We start from the raw sequence: 15,885 nt of genomic DNA on the forward strand, positions 1-15,885 counted from the left end.
ACCCGGTGCGGGTGGTCCACACCGGTCGGAACGCCGTTCGCGGGACCTCGTTGTCGTCACGTGACCAGGCCCCGGCACCGACGGACGCCCCGACGCGCGCTGCGTGTCGCGCTGGCGACCCTCAAGGGTGCCGCGCTGGGCGGGTTGCTCACACTCGTGGTGGTCGGTGGACTGCGCGCGACGGCCCCGTCGGCACACCCGGGCGCCGCGGAGCCGGACGGCGTGGTCCCACGTGTCATCCAGCGCGCGGTCGCCGACCACCACTGCTCCTACTCGGGCTTCGGCGACGCGACGGTCCCCGCGTCGGCCCTCATCCGCACCTCCCGCGGCGTGCTGCGACAGGTCAGCTTCGAGGTCGGCTGGGACGTCTACAACGGCAAGCGGCCGGGCACGCTGGTCGCGGTCTGCCTCGACCACGACGCCGGACTCGTGCGGGTGCACGACTGATCTCAGGCCGGCGCCCCGTGCCGGCCCTCGCCGGAGGCGAACCGCTGCGCGCCCTCCAGGGCGCCGGACCCGAGGCTGACCAGCCCGTGGCGCAGCTCGTTGGCGAGTGCGTCACCCTCGGGCATTCCCTCCTGCTCGAGCACCGAGAGCCGGTCCTGGCGCAGGCACACCTGCGGGAGCAGGGCGAGCTCGTGGGCGAGCTGCTCCGCCGCGCCGCGCGCGTGACCGGGAGGTACGACGCGGTCGACCAGGCCGATGCGCTCGGCCTCCTCCGAGCCGACCTCGCGCCCGGTGAGGACCAGGTCGAGCGCCCGGCCGGTGCCGACCAGGCGGGGCAGCCGGACAGTGCCACCGTCGATGAGCGGCACGCCCCACCGCCGGCAGAACACGCCGAACGTCGCGTCGTCCGCCGCCACCCGGAGGTCGCACCACAGCGCGAGCTCGAGGCCACCGGCGACGGCGTACCCCTCCACCGCCGCGATCACCGGCTTGCCGAGCCGCATCCGGGTCGGCCCCATCGGACCGTCGCCGGACTCCGCCACCTGGTTGCCGCGCTCGGTGCCGATCGCCTTGAGGTCGGCGCCCGCGCAGAACGTGCCGCCCTCGCCGTACAGCACCGCGACCCTGGCCTCCTCGTCGGCGTCGAAGGCCCGGAACGCGTCGGCCAGCGCCCGCGCCGTCGGTCCGTCGACCGCGTTGCGCGCGTGGGGTCGGTGCAGGACCACGGTCGTGACCGGGCCGTCGCGCTCCACGCGCACGGGCTCCGTGACGTCGCTGGACATGCTCGCGAGGCTAGCGCCGGCCGGTCCCCCGACCAGCGGACTGACCGAAAGGACGATTTGTCCGAAAGACCGGCCCCTCCGCCCGACCGCTGTCACACACTTGCGTCATGGGGAACTGGGCTCGGGACCTGCGTGACCGGGTCGTTCGCGCCCTGGCCATGGTCGGCCTCGTCTGGGCGATCGCCCTCCTCGCCGCCGTCTTCATGTCGCAGAGCGCCCAGGGCCAGCACGACGACCGCGGTCCCGAGTCGTCCGCGACCACCAGCCAGGACGCCCCTCGCCCGGCCGGCCTCGCCCTCGCCCTGGTGGTCCTCGCCGGCGGCGTCGTCGTGCTCGCCGTCGGCGCGACCGGCGTGAAGCGCGAGCCGCTGCCGGAGGTCGAGGTCGAGAACGACCCCGACCTCGGCTCCGACCTGCCGCTCGCCCTTGGCCTCGGCCTCCTGGCCTGAGCCCTCATCTCAGGGCGGGTCACCAGCGGTGCTGGGTGCCGTGCTCGATGTTGTAGTACATCCCGATGTGCGTGTAGTAGTTCATCGCGCCGAAGAGCAGGAGCACGACGCCTCCGACGACCCACGCCCGGACCGCCCACCGCAGCAGCGTCGGTCGCTCGGTCAGCAGGGAGATCGCGAAGAGCAGCGCGCCGAGGGCGATGATGCCCCAGAGCCCGCCCAGGAAGAGCGCCTCGATCACCGGCAGGTGGCCGAAGCGACCACTGATCGGCTCCTCCGGCGGCGCGGCACCGAGCTGGAACCGGACGAACGTGATGGCCAGGACGACCATGGCCAGGCCGAGAGCGCCTACGAAGACGGACGCCGGCTTCAGGGCGGAGAGCGCAGCAACGGTGGCGGTCCGGGCGTCGGTCGCGAACGCGGCGCGGTGCCGCCACAGGTAGACGGCAGCGAAGAGCAGCAGTGCGCCGAAGCCGGCGGCGGGCTGCCCGAACGCGATGTTGGCGTACTCGAAGCCGCCACCCCCGAAGGGCCAGGTGACCGTGGTGTGGAGTCCCGTCACCAGCAGGAGCAGGCCGGTCACTCCGAAGAACCCGGCCCAACCCTCGCTCTCGATGGGCTTGTTCTTGCTCAGCTGCGCGACGAACCACGCGAATCCCAGCAGACCGGCGCCCGCCGTGAGGGCGACCAGCTCGTTGTAGACGACCATCGTCGTCCCACCTCCGTCATCTCGTCAGGGTCCTTGCCCTGTAGCTGTGTCTCAGCTAATTACGAAACGCGGCGCGTATCGTACTTATTCCGTAGTGACGAAACGCCCGGGTCAGACCGTGACCGGTGCCGACCCGACCAGGAGGGTCGGACGACGTCGGTCACCACGGCGACTGGCGCGGTCGCGCGGGACGCCACCGCGGAGGAGACCGATCCGAGCAGCGCCCGGGCAAGGCGCCCGTGACCGCGACTGCCGACGACGACGAGGGAGGCGTCCCTGCTGGCGTCGGTGAGAGCGCGGACGGCCGAGGTGACCTCGGTCGCGCCGACCGCGTCGAGGCCGGGTCGCGCCGCGACGGCCTCGATGACGCCCAGGCCCGTCACCTCCTCGGCCGCGTCAAGGGCACCCGGGTCGCGGTGGAGAAGGCCCGGCCCGGGCGGCCCCGTCATGCCGGGGTAGTTGGCGGCGTGGAGGACCACCAGGGGGCGGTCCCGGCGGACGGCTTCGCGCGCCGCCCACACCACGGCGACGCGGCTGTGCTCCTTGCCGTTGTACCCCACCACCACCGCGTCAGGCGGGTAGGCGCGACCTGACCAGCCCCCGACCTCGGCGTGCATCGCTCCTCCTTCACAGCTTGTGCGTGGGTCACTCGGCGGGTCACCGAGCCGGCCGCTCCCGAGGCCCTCCTGCGTGGGTGTGCCGGGCCGCGCCCGCGTCCGCTCCGCCCGTCTGTCGGCGCGCGCCAGCGCGACGGCCAGCGAGGCGTGCAGCAGGAGGGAGATCGCCACGAGCGCCGCAACGGCCCCCGCCGTGCTCATGACCGCTCCCCGCCAGCGCTCCGATCGCCCTGCCCCGGGAGCATCCGGGCGGCACCCAGTGTCCCGACAGTGAGGATCGTGGTGACCACGACGGCCCCGACCAGGAGCCCGATCAGGTAGGTGAGGTCGGACATCTGCTTCTCCTCTCGTTGGAATCCAAAACGCTACGCACTGCGTTTCTATTTCTCAAGTTTGGATGGAATAGATACGCTACGTATGCCGTTTCTGATAGCGAACGCTGACGACGAGAGGGCAGCACGCATGAGCGAGTTCTTGCGCATGGCGGTCCTCATCGCCGTGACCTCGACCGTGACGGGCTTGCTCATCGCGTGCGTCGTCCACCTGGCCCTGGCCACCGACCCGCTCCACGACCAGCGCCACCGACCACTCCGGCGACGGGCCGGAAGAAGGACGAGGACTGATGACCGACCTGCACGCCTCAACGGACCTGCCCGCGAGCCCCGAGCCACGGCCCACCTTGGTGGCGCAGGCGTCGGCCGCGCGGCGGTTCCTCTCCACGGAGGCGGGCAGCGCCGGTCTGCTGCTGGCAGCGACGCTGGCGGCCCTGGTCTGGGCGAACTCCGCGTGGTCGGGCGCCTACGACGCGCTGTGGCGGATCGAGGCGGGCATCTCGGTGGCGGGCTCGGCGCTGTCGATGGATCTCGGTCACTGGGTCAACGACGGCGCAATGGCGCTGTTCTTCTTCGTGATCGGCCTCGAGGTCCGGCGTGAGTTCTCCGTCGGAGAGCTCACGACACCGCGTCGGGCCGCCATCCCCCTCATCGCCGCCGTGGGCGGCCTGGTCGTGCCCGCGCTGCTCTTCCTGGCGCTGGCGCCGGGAGGCGAGGCGTCCCGCGCCTGGGGCCTGGTCATCGGGACCGACACGGCGTTCCTGCTCGGCGCGCTCGCCGTGGTTGGCCCAGCGCTGGCCACTCGCCTGCGGATCTTCCTGCTGACCCTCACGGTGATCGACGACATCGTTGCGGTCACCGTCATCGGTGTCGTCTACAGCGACGCCCTCGACCCGGCCGCCCTCATCGTCATGACCGGCCTGGGGTCCGTCATGGGGATCATGAGTCGCTACGGCGTCTCCGCAGCCACGCCGTACCTCCTGGTCGGTCTCGGGTTGTGGCTGGCGACCCTGCACGCGGGGCTGCACGCGTCGATCGCCGGCATGTTCGGCGGCCTGCTCGTGGCCGCCCACGAGCCCCGCCGCGATGCGATCGACCGGGCGGCGGCGCGGTTCCTGGCGTTCCGGCAGAGGCCGGGGGTCGAGTCGGGACGCTCGGCCCACCGCGAGCTGGTGCGGGCGGTCTCGGTCAACGAGCGCCTCCAGGTCAGGCTGCAGCCGGTGGCGAGCTACGTCATTGTGCCCGTGTTCGCCCTCGCCAACGCCGGCATCGACCTGCGCCACGGCGTGCTGGCCGACGCGCTGACGGCCCGGCTCACGTGGGCGGTGGTCGCCGGCCTCGTGATCGGCAAGGCGCTCGGCATCGGCCTTGCCTCCTGGGCCGGCGTGCGGGCCGGTGCGGGCCGGTTGCCGACGGGCGTCGGCCTCGGTCAGGTCCTTGGCGGTGCCGCGCTCTCTGGTATCGGCTTCACGGTCTCGCTCCTCATCGCCGGCCTCGCCTTCGACGACGGTCCCCTCCACGACCAGGCCGTGGTCGGCGTCCTGCTCGCAGCGGTCATCTCGATCGTGCTCGGGTGGGCCGTCTTCAGGGTGGATCAGGCGCGCGGCCCGTCCTCGTGCGACCGCACGCCGATGGACACCGAGCCCGACTGCCTGCTCTGCGAGCTCGAGGGGCACGGCGACGCGCACGCCGAGCACGAGGCGCCGACCGGTTCGGCCCGCTAGGAACCGCTCGCGCGGGTCAGGGCTGCGCCATCACCAGCCAGATCATCTCCATGCTGCGGTCCAGCCAGCCTCGACCGACCTTCCCGCGACGGACGAGCTCGCCGAGGTAGGCGCCGATCATCAGGCTCACGACGCCGTCGGCGTCGAGCCCTGGCCGGAGCCGGCCCTCGCGCGAGTCCTGGCGGATCCGCTTGACCAGCGCGTCGGCGTACGGGCGGAGCTCGGCGCGGAACAGGTCGGTGAACTCCGGGTCGGAGTTGCCCACGATGGCGGCCAACCCGCCCGGGCCGAGCACGTCGTCCATCTGGCGCCAGGCCTGCTCGAGCACGGCGCGGATCTTGTCTCGCACCTCGCCCTCGTCCGGCACCTGCGGCACGCCGATGGCGTTGGACAGCACCGTGGTCAAGAGTTCGGCGCGGTTGCCGTGACGGCGGTATATCGACGTCTTGGCGACGCCCGACCGCGCGGCGACACCCTCCATCGTCACCGCGGACGGCCCGCTCTCACGCAGCAGCTCGAGGACCGCGACCTCCAGCCGGTGGTCCAGGTCCGGCTGCCGTGGCCGGCCCGCGCGAGCAGGATCGGAGGAGTCGGGTGGCACGTCTCACACCTCCCTCGAGATATGCGACCGCTACGTGTCGCGTTTCGCGGACCGACGCTACACCTCAGCCGCAGCGCGGCGGCGGAGCCTGCCGTGAGCTCGCACGAGCGAAGCGGCCCCCGACCCGGGGAGTCCGCAGGTGGAGGGCCGCTCGCGTGGCTGGCGGTGGCGGTGGGATTTGAACCCACGGTGGGCTTGCACCCACACACGCTTTCGAGGCGTGCTCCTTAGGCCGCTCGGACACGCCACCGCCGGAGAGGTTACCCGAGCGGGAGCGGGCTCTTGAAATCGCTCAGCGCACGACCGGCGGGCGCCACGCGGGGTCGCGGCCGGTGGCGCCGATGAGCAGGTCGAGGTCCGAGGCGTCCGGGGGTACGGCGACCGGCGGGCCGAAGAGGCCGCCGTCGTCCGCGGCGCCTCCGCGCGGCGGCTCGAACGCCGCGACGAACTCCCGGCACGCGGCGACCGCCGCCGGGTCGGCCGGGTAGGCCTGGCCGGTCGCCGCCGCGAGGTCCCAGGCGTGGACCGTGACCTCGTCGAGCGCGACGAGCGCGGCCTGGTCGCCCGGCAGCTCGACCGGGCCGGCCATGGTGACGCCGTCGTAGGCGGCCGGGTCCTGCCACGCGTCGCCGAGCTCGGCGAGCGCCGTCGCGATGAGGTCGCGGAAGCCGTCCTCGAGTCGCGAGCCGTCGACGTCCGGTGCGGTGCCGCCGGGCGGGCCGTCCTTGCTCGCGGCCCAGGTGAAGGCCAGCGCCAGCCCGCCGATGTGGTCGAGGAGGTCCGCGACGGAGTAGTCGGGGCAGGGCGTGGGGCCGGTCAGCTGGTCGTCGCGCACGCCGCGGACGAGGTCGGCGAGGGCGGTGGTCGTCGGTCGGAGGTCAACGAAGGCCATGCGAGGTGGACTCGCCGGCAGACGCGGACTCATCGGGCAGGTCGCCGGGCAGGTCGCCGGGCAGCTCGTCGGGCAGGTCGTCGGGGAGGTCGGACGGCGTGAGGTCCGGTGTGGCCGGGAGCAGGGTCGCGCTGGGCACCGGGGCCGGCGTCGAGGTCAGCGTCGAGGTCGGCGTCGCGGACGGCGGCGAGACGGTCGGGTGGCTGACGGACGGACCGTCGGACGGCGACGGCGACTCGGACGGGGGCGTGGACACGAGCTCGAGCAGCAGCGCCGCGGAGGCGTTGCCCTCGGCCAGCGGCCGCTCCACGAACCGCCAGCGGTAGAACGCCCGCTCGTCTCCCGGCACGGTGGCGCGCACGCCGCCGTCCTCCACCTGCGCGACGAGCACGGGCTTCCACTGGCGGCTGTCCGGCGTACGCCGCTCGAGCAGCATCGTCGCGTGCGGGATCGGGTCGTCGGTCAGCGTGCGGAGCCGGCCGGTGATCGTGACCTCGCCGTCGCGGCCACGCTCGCTGTCGATGCCGACCGTCGTGCGCAGCGCCTCGACGTCGTACGTCGTGACGTTGCCGGGAGTCCCGACCTGCAGCCGGTCCATGGAGAACGGCGTGCCGTCGCAGCCGAAGCCGATCGTGTAGACACCCGGCCCGTCACCGCCGTGCGCGGCGACGAAGTCGGCGACCGTGGCGGAGTCGGCGACCCCGAGGTCGAACCTGGCGCCGGTGGTCATGTCGTACTTCGACCACGAGTAGGTCCGCGTGGTCGCGTCGATCGTCTGCCACGCCCCGCCGGGGCTCACCAGCGCAGACCGGCCGAGCCACATCAGCGCGGTGCCGGCGTCGGCCGGGTCCTGGTAGCCGGCATAGGCCACGCCCGCCGCGCGGGCGGAGGAGTTGACCGCCAGGCTCACCGTCGTCGTGCGCGCCATCGAGCCGACCGGGAAGAGCGCACCGACGGCGTTGCCCCCGGCCAGGTCCCAGCCGAGGCTGCGGGTGCCGGCCGGCGCCCTCCCGGGCCCGACGCCGATCGTGGGCGCGAGCGGCTCCGCGGTGCGCTGGTAGAGGTCGGCGCAGCCGACGAACGACAGGGCCGCCGTCGCCGGGTCGGGGAACGCCGTGCCCTGGACGGTCACCGTCTCGTCGGCGTGCGCCGGCGTCACGAGCCCGGCGACGCTCCCGGCGACGCCGAGTGCGGTCGTCGCGGCCACGCCGGCCCAACCGGCCCGGGACCCTCCCACGAGCGCATTCTCACCCCGGGCACCGCCTGATCGGCACACCCGGAATGACCATGTTCAGGACTACCGGCGATGGTGTGCGAAGAAGTCGTCGAGCAGCGCCGTCGACTCCGCGGCGAGGACACCGCTCACGACCTCGGGCCGGTGGTTGAGCCGACGGTCGCGCACGACGTCCCACAGGCTGCCGACCGCTCCCGCCTTCGGGTCGAAGGCGCCGAACACCACGCGCTCGACCCGGGCGAGCACGGCGGCGCCCGCGCACATCGTGCAGGGCTCCAGGGTGACCACGAGCGTGCAGCCCTCCAGGCGCCAGGCGCCCAGTGCTGCCGCCGCGGACCGCAGCGCCACCACCTCGGCGTGGCCGGTCGGGTCGGTCGCGGCCTCGCGTACGTTGCGTCCGGTGGCCACGACCTGGTGGGCGGGCGAGACGACGACCGCACCGATCGGCACGTCGTCGGTCGCGAGCGCCGCGCGCGCCTCGTCGAGGGCGGCACCCATCGCCGCCTCCCAGGGGGAGGTCATCAGCGCATCAGGCCGACGTCAGGCCGACGGCGTCGTCGAACTGGTCGCCGAAGCCGATCCGCCGTGCGACGTCGGACAGGATCTCGTCGGGGTAGAGGTCGACGTCGTCGAGCAGCAGGCCCATCTCCATGGCCTGCATGCCGAGATCGCCAAGGAGGTCGAGGTCGCCGGCCGGCACCTGGTCGTCCTCGTCCTCGAGCCCGAGGTCGGGGAGGCCGAGGAACTCGACCGCCGACTCCGCGAGCTCCCAGTCCTCCGCGGCGGTGACGTCGGACAGGAGCACCCGGGTGGTCGAACCGGCGACGCGGACGATCACGAAGAAGTCCTCGTCGACGGCGACCATCGCCACCGCCCCGCCGTCACCCGGGAGGCGTCGCAGCGCGTCGGCGATCGTCTCGATGTCGCCGAGGTGGTCGTGGGTGAGGTCCTGCACGGTCCAGTCACCGTCCGCGCGGTAGGCCGCGAGGGCGAAGTCGATCCTGTCGTCGTGCTCGACCACCCGCCCAGCGTGACAGACCTGCCGACGCCCGACCAGCCCTTTGGGCCCGGACTGCTGCGGGCTCGCGCCGCGGCGTACGCCGTCTCACCGACCGACGGTATGGCCGCCGACGTGACCCTGCCGGCCGACTTCGGTAGGTTCGATGCCCATGTTCGACCGGACTCCCATCCGCCCGCGCCGCGCGCTCGCCGCCGGCACCGCCGCACTCCTGGCGCTCTCGCTCGGCCCGCTGGGCGGCGAGGCAGCCCAGGCCAGCCGTTCCGACGCCGTCGGCACGACCGCGTCGCGCCAGGCGCCGGGCCCGATCCACGCAGGCAACACCTTCGGCTGGTACGGCCACAACGGCCTGGTCTACGACGAGACGTTCGTCGGGCCGCTCAACCACAAGCGCTGGCGCGTGGAGGGGCCGGGTGCGGTGCGGACCCAGCACGGCATGCTGACCCTCAACACCGCCACCAAGGGCAGCGTCTCCGCGCAGATGACGATCCCGGGCCGCGCCTACGGCCGTTGGGAGACCCGTCTCCGGCAGCGTCAGTACGGGCACAAGCACACGCCGTACCGCGTGCTGACCGAGCTGGTCCCCGTGACCAAGGAGGGCGAGGGCTGCGGCGAGCAGAACATCGCGCTCAACAAGTTCACGATGGGCGATGACAAGGTCAACTTCTACATCCGCACCCGTCCCGACAACCTCTACCAGGCGTCGATGAAGCGCGGCTTCGGCCAGGACCAGTGGCACACGTTCGCGGTCGAGGTGACCAAGAAGCACATCTCGTGGTTCGTCGACTCGCGCGTCATCCGCACCGAGACCCGGCCCGAGGCGCTGTCCGGGCGCAAGTTCCAGGTCCGGTTCACGATGGAGGCCGAGAAGGGCAAGCGGATGAACAAGGCCCGCATGCAGATGGACTGGCTGCGCTACTGGAACCTCAACGACAAGGCCAAGAAGTCCGTCAAGGCGCCGCTCACCAAGCTGACCCGCTACACGAAGTCCTGCTTGGGCGACCACGCCGCCGACTGAGCGGCAGACCGAGCCGACGCTCTAGGCTGCGCTCGTGCGCACCCACGTCGTCGACCACCCGCTAGTCGCTCACAAGCTCACCGCGCTGAGGGACGAGGGCACCGACTCACCGACGTTCCGCAGCCTGACCGACGAGCTGGTGACGCTGCTGGCCTACGAGGCCACCCGCGAGGTGCGCGTCGACCCGCACGACATCGTGACTCCTGTCGCGCCGACGACCGGCGTACGGCTCGCGGCGCCGAAGCCGCTCGTCGTGCCGATCCTCCGCGCCGGTCTGGGCATGCTCGACGGCATGATGCGGCTGCTGCCCACCGCGGAGGTCGGCTTCCTCGGGATGATGCGCAACGAGGAGACGCTGCAGGCGACGACGTACGCCGAGCGGCTGCCCGAGGACCTCGCTGGCCGGCAGTGCTACGTGCTCGACCCGATGCTCGCGACCGGCGGTACGCTCGCGGCCGCGATCACCTTCCTGACCGACCGCGGCGCCAACGACATCACGGCGATCTGCCTACTGGCCGCGCCCGAGGGGTGCGCCCGCCTGGAGGCCGACCTCGAGGGGCTCGACGTGCCGGTGACGGTCGTGACCGCGGCCATGGACGAGAAGCTCAACGACAAGGGCTACATCGTCCCCGGCCTCGGCGACGCGGGTGACCGCCTCTACGGCGTGGTCGGCTGAGCGCGGCCGTCAAGACCAAATCAGCGCAATCGCGCCCATCTGGTACGTGTTTCACGCGTGAAACAAGACCGATCCAGCGCAAAGGCGCCGAACTGGTTCGGCGCGGGCGAGCCAGGACCCGCTCGCAACCGGGGCGGTAACACCGGCCGGCGGCCGGACACTACCCAGGCATGAGCCCCTCCCCCGAGACAGAGTTCCGTGAGGCCTGGGAGCGCGACGGGCCGCGGGTCGCGGCGTACGTGCGCAGGCACGTGCCTGCCGACGACGTCGCGGACCTCGTCGCCGAGACGTTCCTGCAGGCCTGGCGTCGCTGGGACGACGTGCCGCACCCGCCGATCGCGTGGCTGATCGGCATCGCGCGCAAGGTGATCGGCAACAGCCGCCGCGCCGTACGACGCCGCGGCGCCCTGCACGACCGGCTGGTGCTGCTGGGCTCGGCGGCGCGCCCGAGCGAGGACGCCGGCGTCCTGGCCACCGAGCGCATGGATGCGCTCGAGGCCCTCGCGGCGCTGCCCGACCATCAGCGCGAGGCGCTCCTGCTCGTCGCGTGGGACGGGTTGACCTCCGAGGAGGCCGCGCAGGCCCTCGGCATCAGGCACGGCACCTTCCGCGTGCGTGCCCACCGGGCCCGCGCCGCGCTCGACCGCGGCGGCGCCACCACCCGGGTCGCGTCGGCGACCACCCGACCCCTGACCGAAGGCAGCCTGAGATGACCGAGCACAGCACCATCACCGCACTCGCGCCGGCGCCCGAGCCGCTTGAGCCCGCGTGGTCGGAGGCGACGCTCGCCGGCATCCTCCGCGAGGGCCGGCCCGCCGCACCCCGCAAGCGCAAGGCTCCCCGGCGCGTCCTGGTCGGCGCCGTCGCCGCCGCGCTGAGCGTCGGCACCGCGGCCGCCGTCGCCGGCGGAGGCGCCAGCGACGTGGTCAGGAAGACGCTCACGGAGTTCGGCGAGCAGCCGAACACCTCCGGCAACGACATCGGGGAACTCCACGACCCGACGCAGGTCGCGCAGTTCCGCACCGAGGGCGGCATCTTCGCGGTCTGGATCGCGACGTCGTCGAAGGGCGCGGTCTGCTACGCGATGAGCGACGGCACCTGGGACGGCGAGGGCGTTCCGACCCAGGACGAGCTGAGCGACTACGGCTGCGGCGGTCAGATCTGGGCCGGACCCCACCGCCCGCCCGAGGAGCTCACCCGCCCCGACCAGCTCGGCGGGTTCTTCAAGGACTTCGACGGGCCGATGGTCTACGGCGTCTCGCCCTATCCCGAGGCCGTCGCGGTCCAGGTGACGGGCCTCGGCGTCGACCGCACGCTGCCGGTCCGCCCCGACTCGCACGGGTACGGCGCCGCCCTGCCCGAGGCCGAGCGGGCCACCGCGGTCACGCTCACCTTCACCGCCGCCGACGGCACCGTGCTCGGCAGCAGGCGCGTTGTCGCCCCGGTCAGCTGAGGTGCCTCCGCCAAGGCCGGATCAGCGGAATCGCGGCCGTTTGGTCATGTTTCACGCGTGAAACAAGACCAATCCAGCGCAAAGGCGCAGAACTGGTTCGGCGCGGGCCGGCCGGCACCGTGGCCGGCTCGCGCCCTCAGCGCGGGAAGATCGGCACCGTTCCGGTGGCGATGAGCACGAGCAGCACGAGGACGAGCAGGCCGAGGGCGGCGTACGCGTAGTTCTTGCCGCTCTGGGTCTCCTCGGAGTCGGGCGCCTCGTAGCGGTGCCCGTCGGGCCGCATCAGCTGCAGCTCGTGCTCGTCGGTGTTCATGCGGTGCTTGGCCATGGCCGGCCTCCTTCGTCGACCCTCCCCGTGGGTCTCCCCGTGGGTCTCGCCGTGGAGGTACCCCGTCAGAGCGCCTTCACCGCGGTCAGCACCTTGCCGAGGGTGTCCTTGGCGTCGCCGAAGAGCAGCGTGGTCTCGGGCTCGAAGAGCAGCTCGTTCTCGATGCCCGCGAAGCCCGGCCGCATCGAGCGCTTGAGGAACACCACCTGCTTGGCCTCGTCGGCGTTGAGGATCGGCATGCCGTAGATCGGGGCCGAGGGCGTGTTGCGGGCCGCGGGGTTGACGACGTCGTTGGCGCCGACGACGAGCACGACGTCGGCCTCCTTGAACTCGTCGTTGATCTCGTCCATCTCGATGAGCTGCTCGTAGGGCACCTGGGCCTCGGCGAGCAGGACGTTCATGTGCCCGGGCATCCGGCCGGCGACCGGGTGGATCGCGTAGTCGACCTCCGCGCCGCGCGCGATGAGCAGGTCGACGAGCTCGCGGAGCGTGTGCTGCGCCTGCGCGACGGCCAGGCCGTAGCCGGGGACGATGATCACGCGCTCGGCGTAGTTGAGCATGATCGCGACGTCCTCGGGGCCGGCCGACTTCACCGGCCGGTCGGAGACCTCGCCGCCGCCGAGCGTGGACCCGCCGCGGAGCGCGCCGAAGAGGATGTTGGCGACCGAGCGTCCCATCGCGTTGGCCATCAGCAGCGTCAGGAACGTGCCGGACGCACCGACGAGCGTGCCGGCGACGAGCAGCAGCGTGTTGGAGAGCACGTAGCCGCCGGCGGCGACGGTGAGGCCGGTGAAGGCGTTGAGCAGGGAGATCACGATCGGTACGTCGGCGCCGCCGACCGGCAGCACCAGCAGGACGCCGAGCAGCAGCCCCACCAACGCCAGCACGATGCCCAGGGCGAGGTTCGCCTCGCGGACCTGGAGCACGGCGAGCACGATCGCGCCGAGGATGCCCGCCCCGAAGACGACCGGGAGCCCCGGGAAGACCACCGGCCGGGAGGTCATCAGGTCCTGGAGCTTGGCGAAGGTGATGATCGAGCCCGCGAACGACACAGAGCCGACGAGGATCGTGAACGCCGTGGCGACCAGCGTGAACTTCTGGACGTCGAAGCCCGCGTCGGCGGCCCCGACGATCTCGTCCAGCTCGAGCAGCGCGACCAGGGCCGCTGCGCCGCCGCCGACGCCGTTGAACAGCGCCACCATCTGCGGCATCTGCGTCATCTGGACGGTGCGCGCGCCGTAGACGCCGCCGACCGTGCCGACCGCGATCGCCGCGACGATCAGCGGGACGTGGTCGAGGTCGCCGTAGAAGAACGGGATCGTGCAGGCCAGCACTGCCGCGAAGGCGCCGATCAGGTTGCCGTTGCGCGCGGTCTTGGGCCCGGAGAGGCCCTTGAGCGCGAGGATGAAGCAGACCGCGCCGAAGAGGTAGAGCAGCTGCGCCCAGGTGGGGATCACTTCTCGGCTCCACCCTCGCTCGAGGCGACCGGCTTGGCGCCGGGCTTCTTGCGCACGAACATCTGCAGCATCCGGTCGGTGACCACGAAGCCGCCGACCATGTTGACCGCGGCGAGCACGATCGCGACGAGACCGACCACCAGCGCGACGTTGCTGTCGGTGCTGCCGGTGACGATGATCGCGCCGAGCAGGATCACGCCGTGGATGGCGTTGGCGCCCGACATCAGCGGGGTGTGCAGCGTCGACGACACCTTCGAGATGACCTCGATGCCGACGAAGACGCTGAGGATGAAGATCGTCAGCCAGACGACCGCCTCGTTCATGCTCGCTCTCCTTCGGTCGGGCCCTCGAGAGCCTCGCGCGTGGGCTGATGCCGGATCGCGCCGTCGTGCGTGACGCAGGCGCCGGCCACGATCTCGTCGTCGAAGTCGGGTGCGAACATGCCGCCGTCCTCGCCCTCACCGGGCTTGGCGGTCAGCAGAGTGAGCAGGTTGACGACGTTCTGTGCGTAGAGCCTCGACGCGGGGCCGGGCATCGACGACGGCACGTTCTTGCCGCCCCACACCGACGCGTTGCCGATGCGGGTCACCTCGCCCGCGACCGAGCCCTCGACGTTGCCGCCGGTCTCGGCGGCCAGGTCGACCACGACCGAGCCCGGCTTCATCGCCTCGACCATCGCCGCGGTGACCAGCAGCGGTGCCTGCCGACCGGGCACGGCCGCGGTCGTGATCAGCGCGTCCGCGTCGGCGATGTACGGCGCGAGCCGCTCCATCTGCAGGCGGGCGCGCTCCTCGGTCATCTCCCGCGCGTAGCCGCCGGCGCCCTCGAGGGTGTCGAGCTCGAGGTCGATCGCCTTCGCGCCCATCGAGCGGATCTCCTCGGCGGCCGCGGCCCGCACGTCGTAGGCCTTGACCACGGCGCCCAGCCGCTTGCAGGTGGCGATCGCCTGGAGCCCGGCCACGCCGGCGCCGAGCACGACGATCTCCGCGGGCTGGACGGTGCCGGCGGCGGTCATGTTGAGGGGGAAGAAGCGGCGCAGCATCCCGGCAGCCACGATCGCGCAGCGGTAGCCCGAGACCAGCGCCTGCGACGACAGCGCGTCCATCGACTGCGCCCGCGAGATGCGCGGCACGAGCTCCATCGCGAACGACGTCGCGCCGACGTCGCGCAGGTCGGCCACCAGCCCGAGCTCCTGGTTGACCGGCAGGAACGACACGGTCGCCGCCCCCCGCTTCAGACGGCGCACGGCATCGGGGGCGAGCGGCTGCACCGAGACGACGACGTCGGCCGCGGTGAGCGCCTCGGCGTCGAGCCCGGCCCCCGCCTCGGCGTACTCCTCGTCGGCGATCAGCGCGTGCCGACCCGCGCCGGGCACCACCGCCACGTCGTAGCCGAGCCCGGTCAGCTTGCCGACCAGCTCGGGCACCATCGCGACACGCGACTCGCCCTCGCGGGTCTCCTTGGCCACGGCGATCAGCATTTTCCGGGGTCCCCACGGCGTTGTGCGACGGAGGAGCGGAGCGGAGGAGGAGCAGAACGTCGTGGGGTGGTGCTCACTTGCGGGACCCTACCGATCCGCGCCGGTCGTCAACGGAAAGGTGTCCAGCGCCACGTGTCGCGGCCGGCCCCGCGGCCCCTCGCCGAGGAAGGACTGCACGAGGGTCAGCTCGGTCGCGCGCCACCGGGGGCCCTCGTAGGCGTCGAGCAGCCGCACCCACCTGCTCACATCGTGCGGGTGCCGGGTCCGCGCCACGGTGAGGTGCGGCCGGAAGCGCGCACCGTCGACCGCGATCCCGGCCCGGTTGGCGGCGGCTCGGCAGCCGGTCGCCAGCCGGTCGAGCTCGGTGCGGCCGGGCTCGTCGAGGTCGAGGCCCGCCCAGACCACCTTCGCGCGAGCGGCGTTCGGGAACGCGCCGCCGCCGGCGAGCGCGGTCTCGAACGACGAACGCCGCGCGGCCGCGCGGCCGAGCCGCTCCACCAGGTCGTCGAGCGTGCGGTCGGGCACCTGCTCGAAAAAGGCCAGGGTGACGTGCACCTGGTCGGCCTGCACCCACCGGAGCTCCCCGGCGTCGCGGCGTACGTCGAGGAACTCGTCGAGGTGCTCGAGGGCCTCCGGGGGTGGCACCAGCGCTGCGAAGAGCCGCATGC

General features: G+C 72.5%; 21 protein-coding genes and 1 tRNA gene. 7 read left to right on the forward strand and 15 right to left on the reverse strand.

The features are described from left to right. The first annotated feature begins 60 nt into the window (after positions 1–60). The gene (locus tag G514_RS0119845; RefSeq protein WP_028653169.1) at positions 61–447 is read left to right on the forward strand and encodes a hypothetical protein; all 387 of its coding nucleotides are present in this window, start codon (positions 61–63) and stop codon (positions 445–447) included. A 2-nt stretch (positions 448–449) separates the two neighbouring features. Here the strand turns inward: G514_RS0119845 and G514_RS0119850 are convergent, their stop codons facing one another. After that, a complete protein-coding gene (locus G514_RS0119850) occupies positions 450–1,229 on the reverse strand; it encodes a crotonase/enoyl-CoA hydratase family protein (RefSeq protein WP_028653170.1) in 780 nt (259 codons plus the stop codon). 107 nt (positions 1,230–1,336) lie between these two features. On the opposite strand from G514_RS0119850, the gene G514_RS0119855 reads away from it, so the two are divergent. After that, positions 1,337–1,678 (forward strand): hypothetical protein, encoded by a 342-nt coding sequence (locus G514_RS0119855; protein WP_157545052.1) that lies wholly within the window; start codon positions 1,337–1,339, stop codon positions 1,676–1,678. Between the two features lie 19 nt (positions 1,679–1,697). Here G514_RS0119855 and G514_RS0119860 read toward each other — a convergent pair whose 3' ends face one another. The 3 genes from G514_RS0119860 to G514_RS30500 all read right to left on the reverse strand — a co-directional run bounded on the left by G514_RS0119860 (position 1,698) and on the right by G514_RS30500 (position 3,339). Beyond that, positions 1,698–2,387: a DUF981 family protein gene (locus tag G514_RS0119860; RefSeq protein ID WP_028653172.1), complete on the reverse strand. Its 690-nt coding sequence runs from the start codon at positions 2,385–2,387 to the stop codon at positions 1,698–1,700. 59 nt (positions 2,388–2,446) lie between these two features. After that, a complete protein-coding gene (locus G514_RS29520; RefSeq protein ID WP_169576517.1) occupies positions 2,447–3,004 on the reverse strand; it encodes a universal stress protein in 558 nt (185 codons plus the stop codon). Between the two features lie 197 nt (positions 3,005–3,201). Beyond that, the gene (locus G514_RS30500; protein WP_157545054.1) at positions 3,202–3,339 is read right to left on the reverse strand and encodes a hypothetical protein; all 138 of its coding nucleotides are present in this window, start codon (positions 3,337–3,339) and stop codon (positions 3,202–3,204) included. A 287-nt stretch (positions 3,340–3,626) separates the two neighbouring features. Here G514_RS30500 and nhaA point away from each other — a divergent pair, with 287 nt between their 5' ends. Further along, entirely contained in the window at positions 3,627–5,060 is a 1,434-nt protein-coding gene (gene nhaA, locus G514_RS27960; protein WP_051247842.1) for a Na+/H+ antiporter NhaA, read from the forward strand. A gap of 16 nt (positions 5,061–5,076) precedes the next feature. Here the strand turns inward: nhaA and G514_RS27965 are convergent, their stop codons facing one another. The 6 genes from G514_RS27965 to G514_RS0119905 form a co-directional block, all read right to left on the reverse strand. After that, on the reverse strand, positions 5,077–5,661 hold the full coding sequence (locus tag G514_RS27965) for a TetR/AcrR family transcriptional regulator (protein ID WP_051247845.1): 585 nt from the start codon (positions 5,659–5,661) through the stop codon (positions 5,077–5,079). Between the two features lie 160 nt (positions 5,662–5,821). Then, positions 5,822–5,911, reverse strand: a tRNA-Ser gene (locus tag G514_RS0119885). Between the two features lie 42 nt (positions 5,912–5,953). After that, positions 5,954–6,553 carry a TIGR03086 family metal-binding protein gene (locus tag G514_RS0119890; RefSeq protein ID WP_028653173.1) on the reverse strand — a complete coding sequence of 200 codons (600 nt, stop codon included), beginning with the start codon at positions 6,551–6,553 and terminating at the stop codon, positions 5,954–5,956. After that, positions 6,540–7,790 carry a hypothetical protein gene (locus G514_RS0119895; RefSeq protein WP_157545056.1) on the reverse strand — a complete coding sequence of 417 codons (1,251 nt, stop codon included), beginning with the start codon at positions 7,788–7,790 and terminating at the stop codon, positions 6,540–6,542. The genes G514_RS0119890 and G514_RS0119895 overlap by 14 nt, the downstream gene beginning before the upstream one ends. 60 nt (positions 7,791–7,850) lie before the next feature. Next, complete coding sequence (locus G514_RS0119900) at positions 7,851–8,309, reverse strand: nucleoside deaminase (RefSeq protein ID WP_036565574.1); 459 nt, start codon at positions 8,307–8,309, stop codon at positions 7,851–7,853. 7 nt (positions 8,310–8,316) lie between these two features. Then, positions 8,317–8,808 carry a tRNA adenosine deaminase-associated protein gene (locus G514_RS0119905; RefSeq protein ID WP_028653176.1) on the reverse strand — a complete coding sequence of 164 codons (492 nt, stop codon included), beginning with the start codon at positions 8,806–8,808 and terminating at the stop codon, positions 8,317–8,319. A gap of 148 nt (positions 8,809–8,956) precedes the next feature. On the opposite strand from G514_RS0119905, the gene G514_RS0119910 reads away from it, so the two are divergent. From G514_RS0119910 to G514_RS0119925, 4 genes are all read left to right on the forward strand, one after another. Beyond that, entirely contained in the window at positions 8,957–9,823 is an 867-nt protein-coding gene (locus G514_RS0119910) for a family 16 glycosylhydrolase (RefSeq protein ID WP_028653177.1), read from the forward strand. A gap of 34 nt (positions 9,824–9,857) precedes the next feature. Beyond that, a complete protein-coding gene (gene upp, locus G514_RS0119915; RefSeq protein WP_028653178.1) occupies positions 9,858–10,499 on the forward strand; it encodes a uracil phosphoribosyltransferase in 642 nt (213 codons plus the stop codon). A 170-nt stretch (positions 10,500–10,669) separates the two neighbouring features. Next, positions 10,670–11,212 (forward strand): RNA polymerase sigma factor, encoded by a 543-nt coding sequence (locus G514_RS27970; protein WP_051247846.1) that lies wholly within the window; start codon positions 10,670–10,672, stop codon positions 11,210–11,212. Then, positions 11,209–11,952 carry a hypothetical protein gene (locus G514_RS0119925; protein WP_028653179.1) on the forward strand — a complete coding sequence of 248 codons (744 nt, stop codon included), beginning with the start codon at positions 11,209–11,211 and terminating at the stop codon, positions 11,950–11,952. Before G514_RS27970 ends, G514_RS0119925 begins: the two co-directional genes overlap by 4 nt. Before the next feature lie 136 nt (positions 11,953–12,088). On the opposite strand, the gene G514_RS0119930 is transcribed toward G514_RS0119925, so the two are convergent. From G514_RS0119930 to thpR, 5 genes are all read right to left on the reverse strand, one after another. Continuing rightward, the gene (locus G514_RS0119930; RefSeq protein ID WP_028653180.1) at positions 12,089–12,280 is read right to left on the reverse strand and encodes a hypothetical protein; all 192 of its coding nucleotides are present in this window, start codon (positions 12,278–12,280) and stop codon (positions 12,089–12,091) included. A gap of 65 nt (positions 12,281–12,345) precedes the next feature. Continuing rightward, positions 12,346–13,737, reverse strand: a complete 1,392-nt coding sequence (locus tag G514_RS0119935; RefSeq protein WP_028653181.1) for an NAD(P)(+) transhydrogenase (Re/Si-specific) subunit beta — start codon at positions 13,735–13,737, stop codon at positions 12,346–12,348. Then, the gene (locus tag G514_RS0119940) at positions 13,734–14,060 is read right to left on the reverse strand and encodes an NAD(P) transhydrogenase subunit alpha part 2 (RefSeq protein ID WP_028653182.1); all 327 of its coding nucleotides are present in this window, start codon (positions 14,058–14,060) and stop codon (positions 13,734–13,736) included. Before G514_RS0119940 ends, G514_RS0119935 begins: the two co-directional genes overlap by 4 nt. Continuing rightward, positions 14,057–15,205 carry an NAD(P) transhydrogenase subunit alpha gene (locus G514_RS27975; RefSeq protein ID WP_245582282.1) on the reverse strand — a complete coding sequence of 383 codons (1,149 nt, stop codon included), beginning with the start codon at positions 15,203–15,205 and terminating at the stop codon, positions 14,057–14,059. Before G514_RS27975 ends, G514_RS0119940 begins: the two co-directional genes overlap by 4 nt. A gap of 99 nt (positions 15,206–15,304) precedes the next feature. Further along, on the reverse strand, positions 15,305–15,883 hold the full coding sequence (thpR, locus tag G514_RS0119950; RefSeq protein ID WP_028653183.1) for an RNA 2',3'-cyclic phosphodiesterase: 579 nt from the start codon (positions 15,881–15,883) through the stop codon (positions 15,305–15,307). Between the last annotated feature and the right edge of the window lie 2 nt (positions 15,884–15,885).

Source organism: Nocardioides halotolerans DSM 19273 (assembly GCF_000422805.1).
GTDB classification, from domain to species: Bacteria; Actinomycetota; Actinomycetes; order Propionibacteriales; family Nocardioidaceae; genus Nocardioides; species Nocardioides halotolerans.

What these genes read in the sequence shown, in the direction of transcription:
- G514_RS0119930 (WP_028653180.1), bottom strand. Translation starts at nt 12,280, where the DNA reads ATGGCCAAGCACCGCATGAACACCGACGAGCACGAGCTGCAGCTGATG.
- nhaA (WP_051247842.1), top strand. Translation starts at nt 3,627, where the DNA reads ATGACCGACCTGCACGCCTCAACGGACCTGCCCGCGAGCCCCGAGCCA.
- G514_RS30500 (WP_157545054.1), bottom strand. Translation starts at nt 3,339, where the DNA reads ATGTCCGACCTCACCTACCTGATCGGGCTCCTGGTCGGGGCCGTCGTG.
- G514_RS0119850 (WP_028653170.1), bottom strand. Translation starts at nt 1,229, where the DNA reads ATGTCCAGCGACGTCACGGAGCCCGTGCGCGTGGAGCGCGACGGCCCG.
- thpR (WP_028653183.1), bottom strand. Translation starts at nt 15,883, where the DNA reads ATGCGGCTCTTCGCAGCGCTGGTGCCACCCCCGGAGGCCCTCGAGCAC.
- G514_RS0119855 (WP_157545052.1), top strand. Translation starts at nt 1,337, where the DNA reads ATGGGGAACTGGGCTCGGGACCTGCGTGACCGGGTCGTTCGCGCCCTG.
- G514_RS27970 (WP_051247846.1), top strand. Translation starts at nt 10,670, where the DNA reads ATGAGCCCCTCCCCCGAGACAGAGTTCCGTGAGGCCTGGGAGCGCGAC.
- G514_RS0119925 (WP_028653179.1), top strand. Translation starts at nt 11,209, where the DNA reads ATGACCGAGCACAGCACCATCACCGCACTCGCGCCGGCGCCCGAGCCG.
- G514_RS0119910 (WP_028653177.1), top strand. Translation starts at nt 8,957, where the DNA reads ATGTTCGACCGGACTCCCATCCGCCCGCGCCGCGCGCTCGCCGCCGGC.
- G514_RS0119900 (WP_036565574.1), bottom strand. Translation starts at nt 8,309, where the DNA reads ATGACCTCCCCCTGGGAGGCGGCGATGGGTGCCGCCCTCGACGAGGCG.
- G514_RS0119890 (WP_028653173.1), bottom strand. Translation starts at nt 6,553, where the DNA reads ATGGCCTTCGTTGACCTCCGACCGACGACCACCGCCCTCGCCGACCTC.
- G514_RS0119860 (WP_028653172.1), bottom strand. Translation starts at nt 2,387, where the DNA reads ATGGTCGTCTACAACGAGCTGGTCGCCCTCACGGCGGGCGCCGGTCTG.
- G514_RS0119940 (WP_028653182.1), bottom strand. Translation starts at nt 14,060, where the DNA reads ATGAACGAGGCGGTCGTCTGGCTGACGATCTTCATCCTCAGCGTCTTC.
- G514_RS29520 (WP_169576517.1), bottom strand. Translation starts at nt 3,004, where the DNA reads ATGCACGCCGAGGTCGGGGGCTGGTCAGGTCGCGCCTACCCGCCTGAC.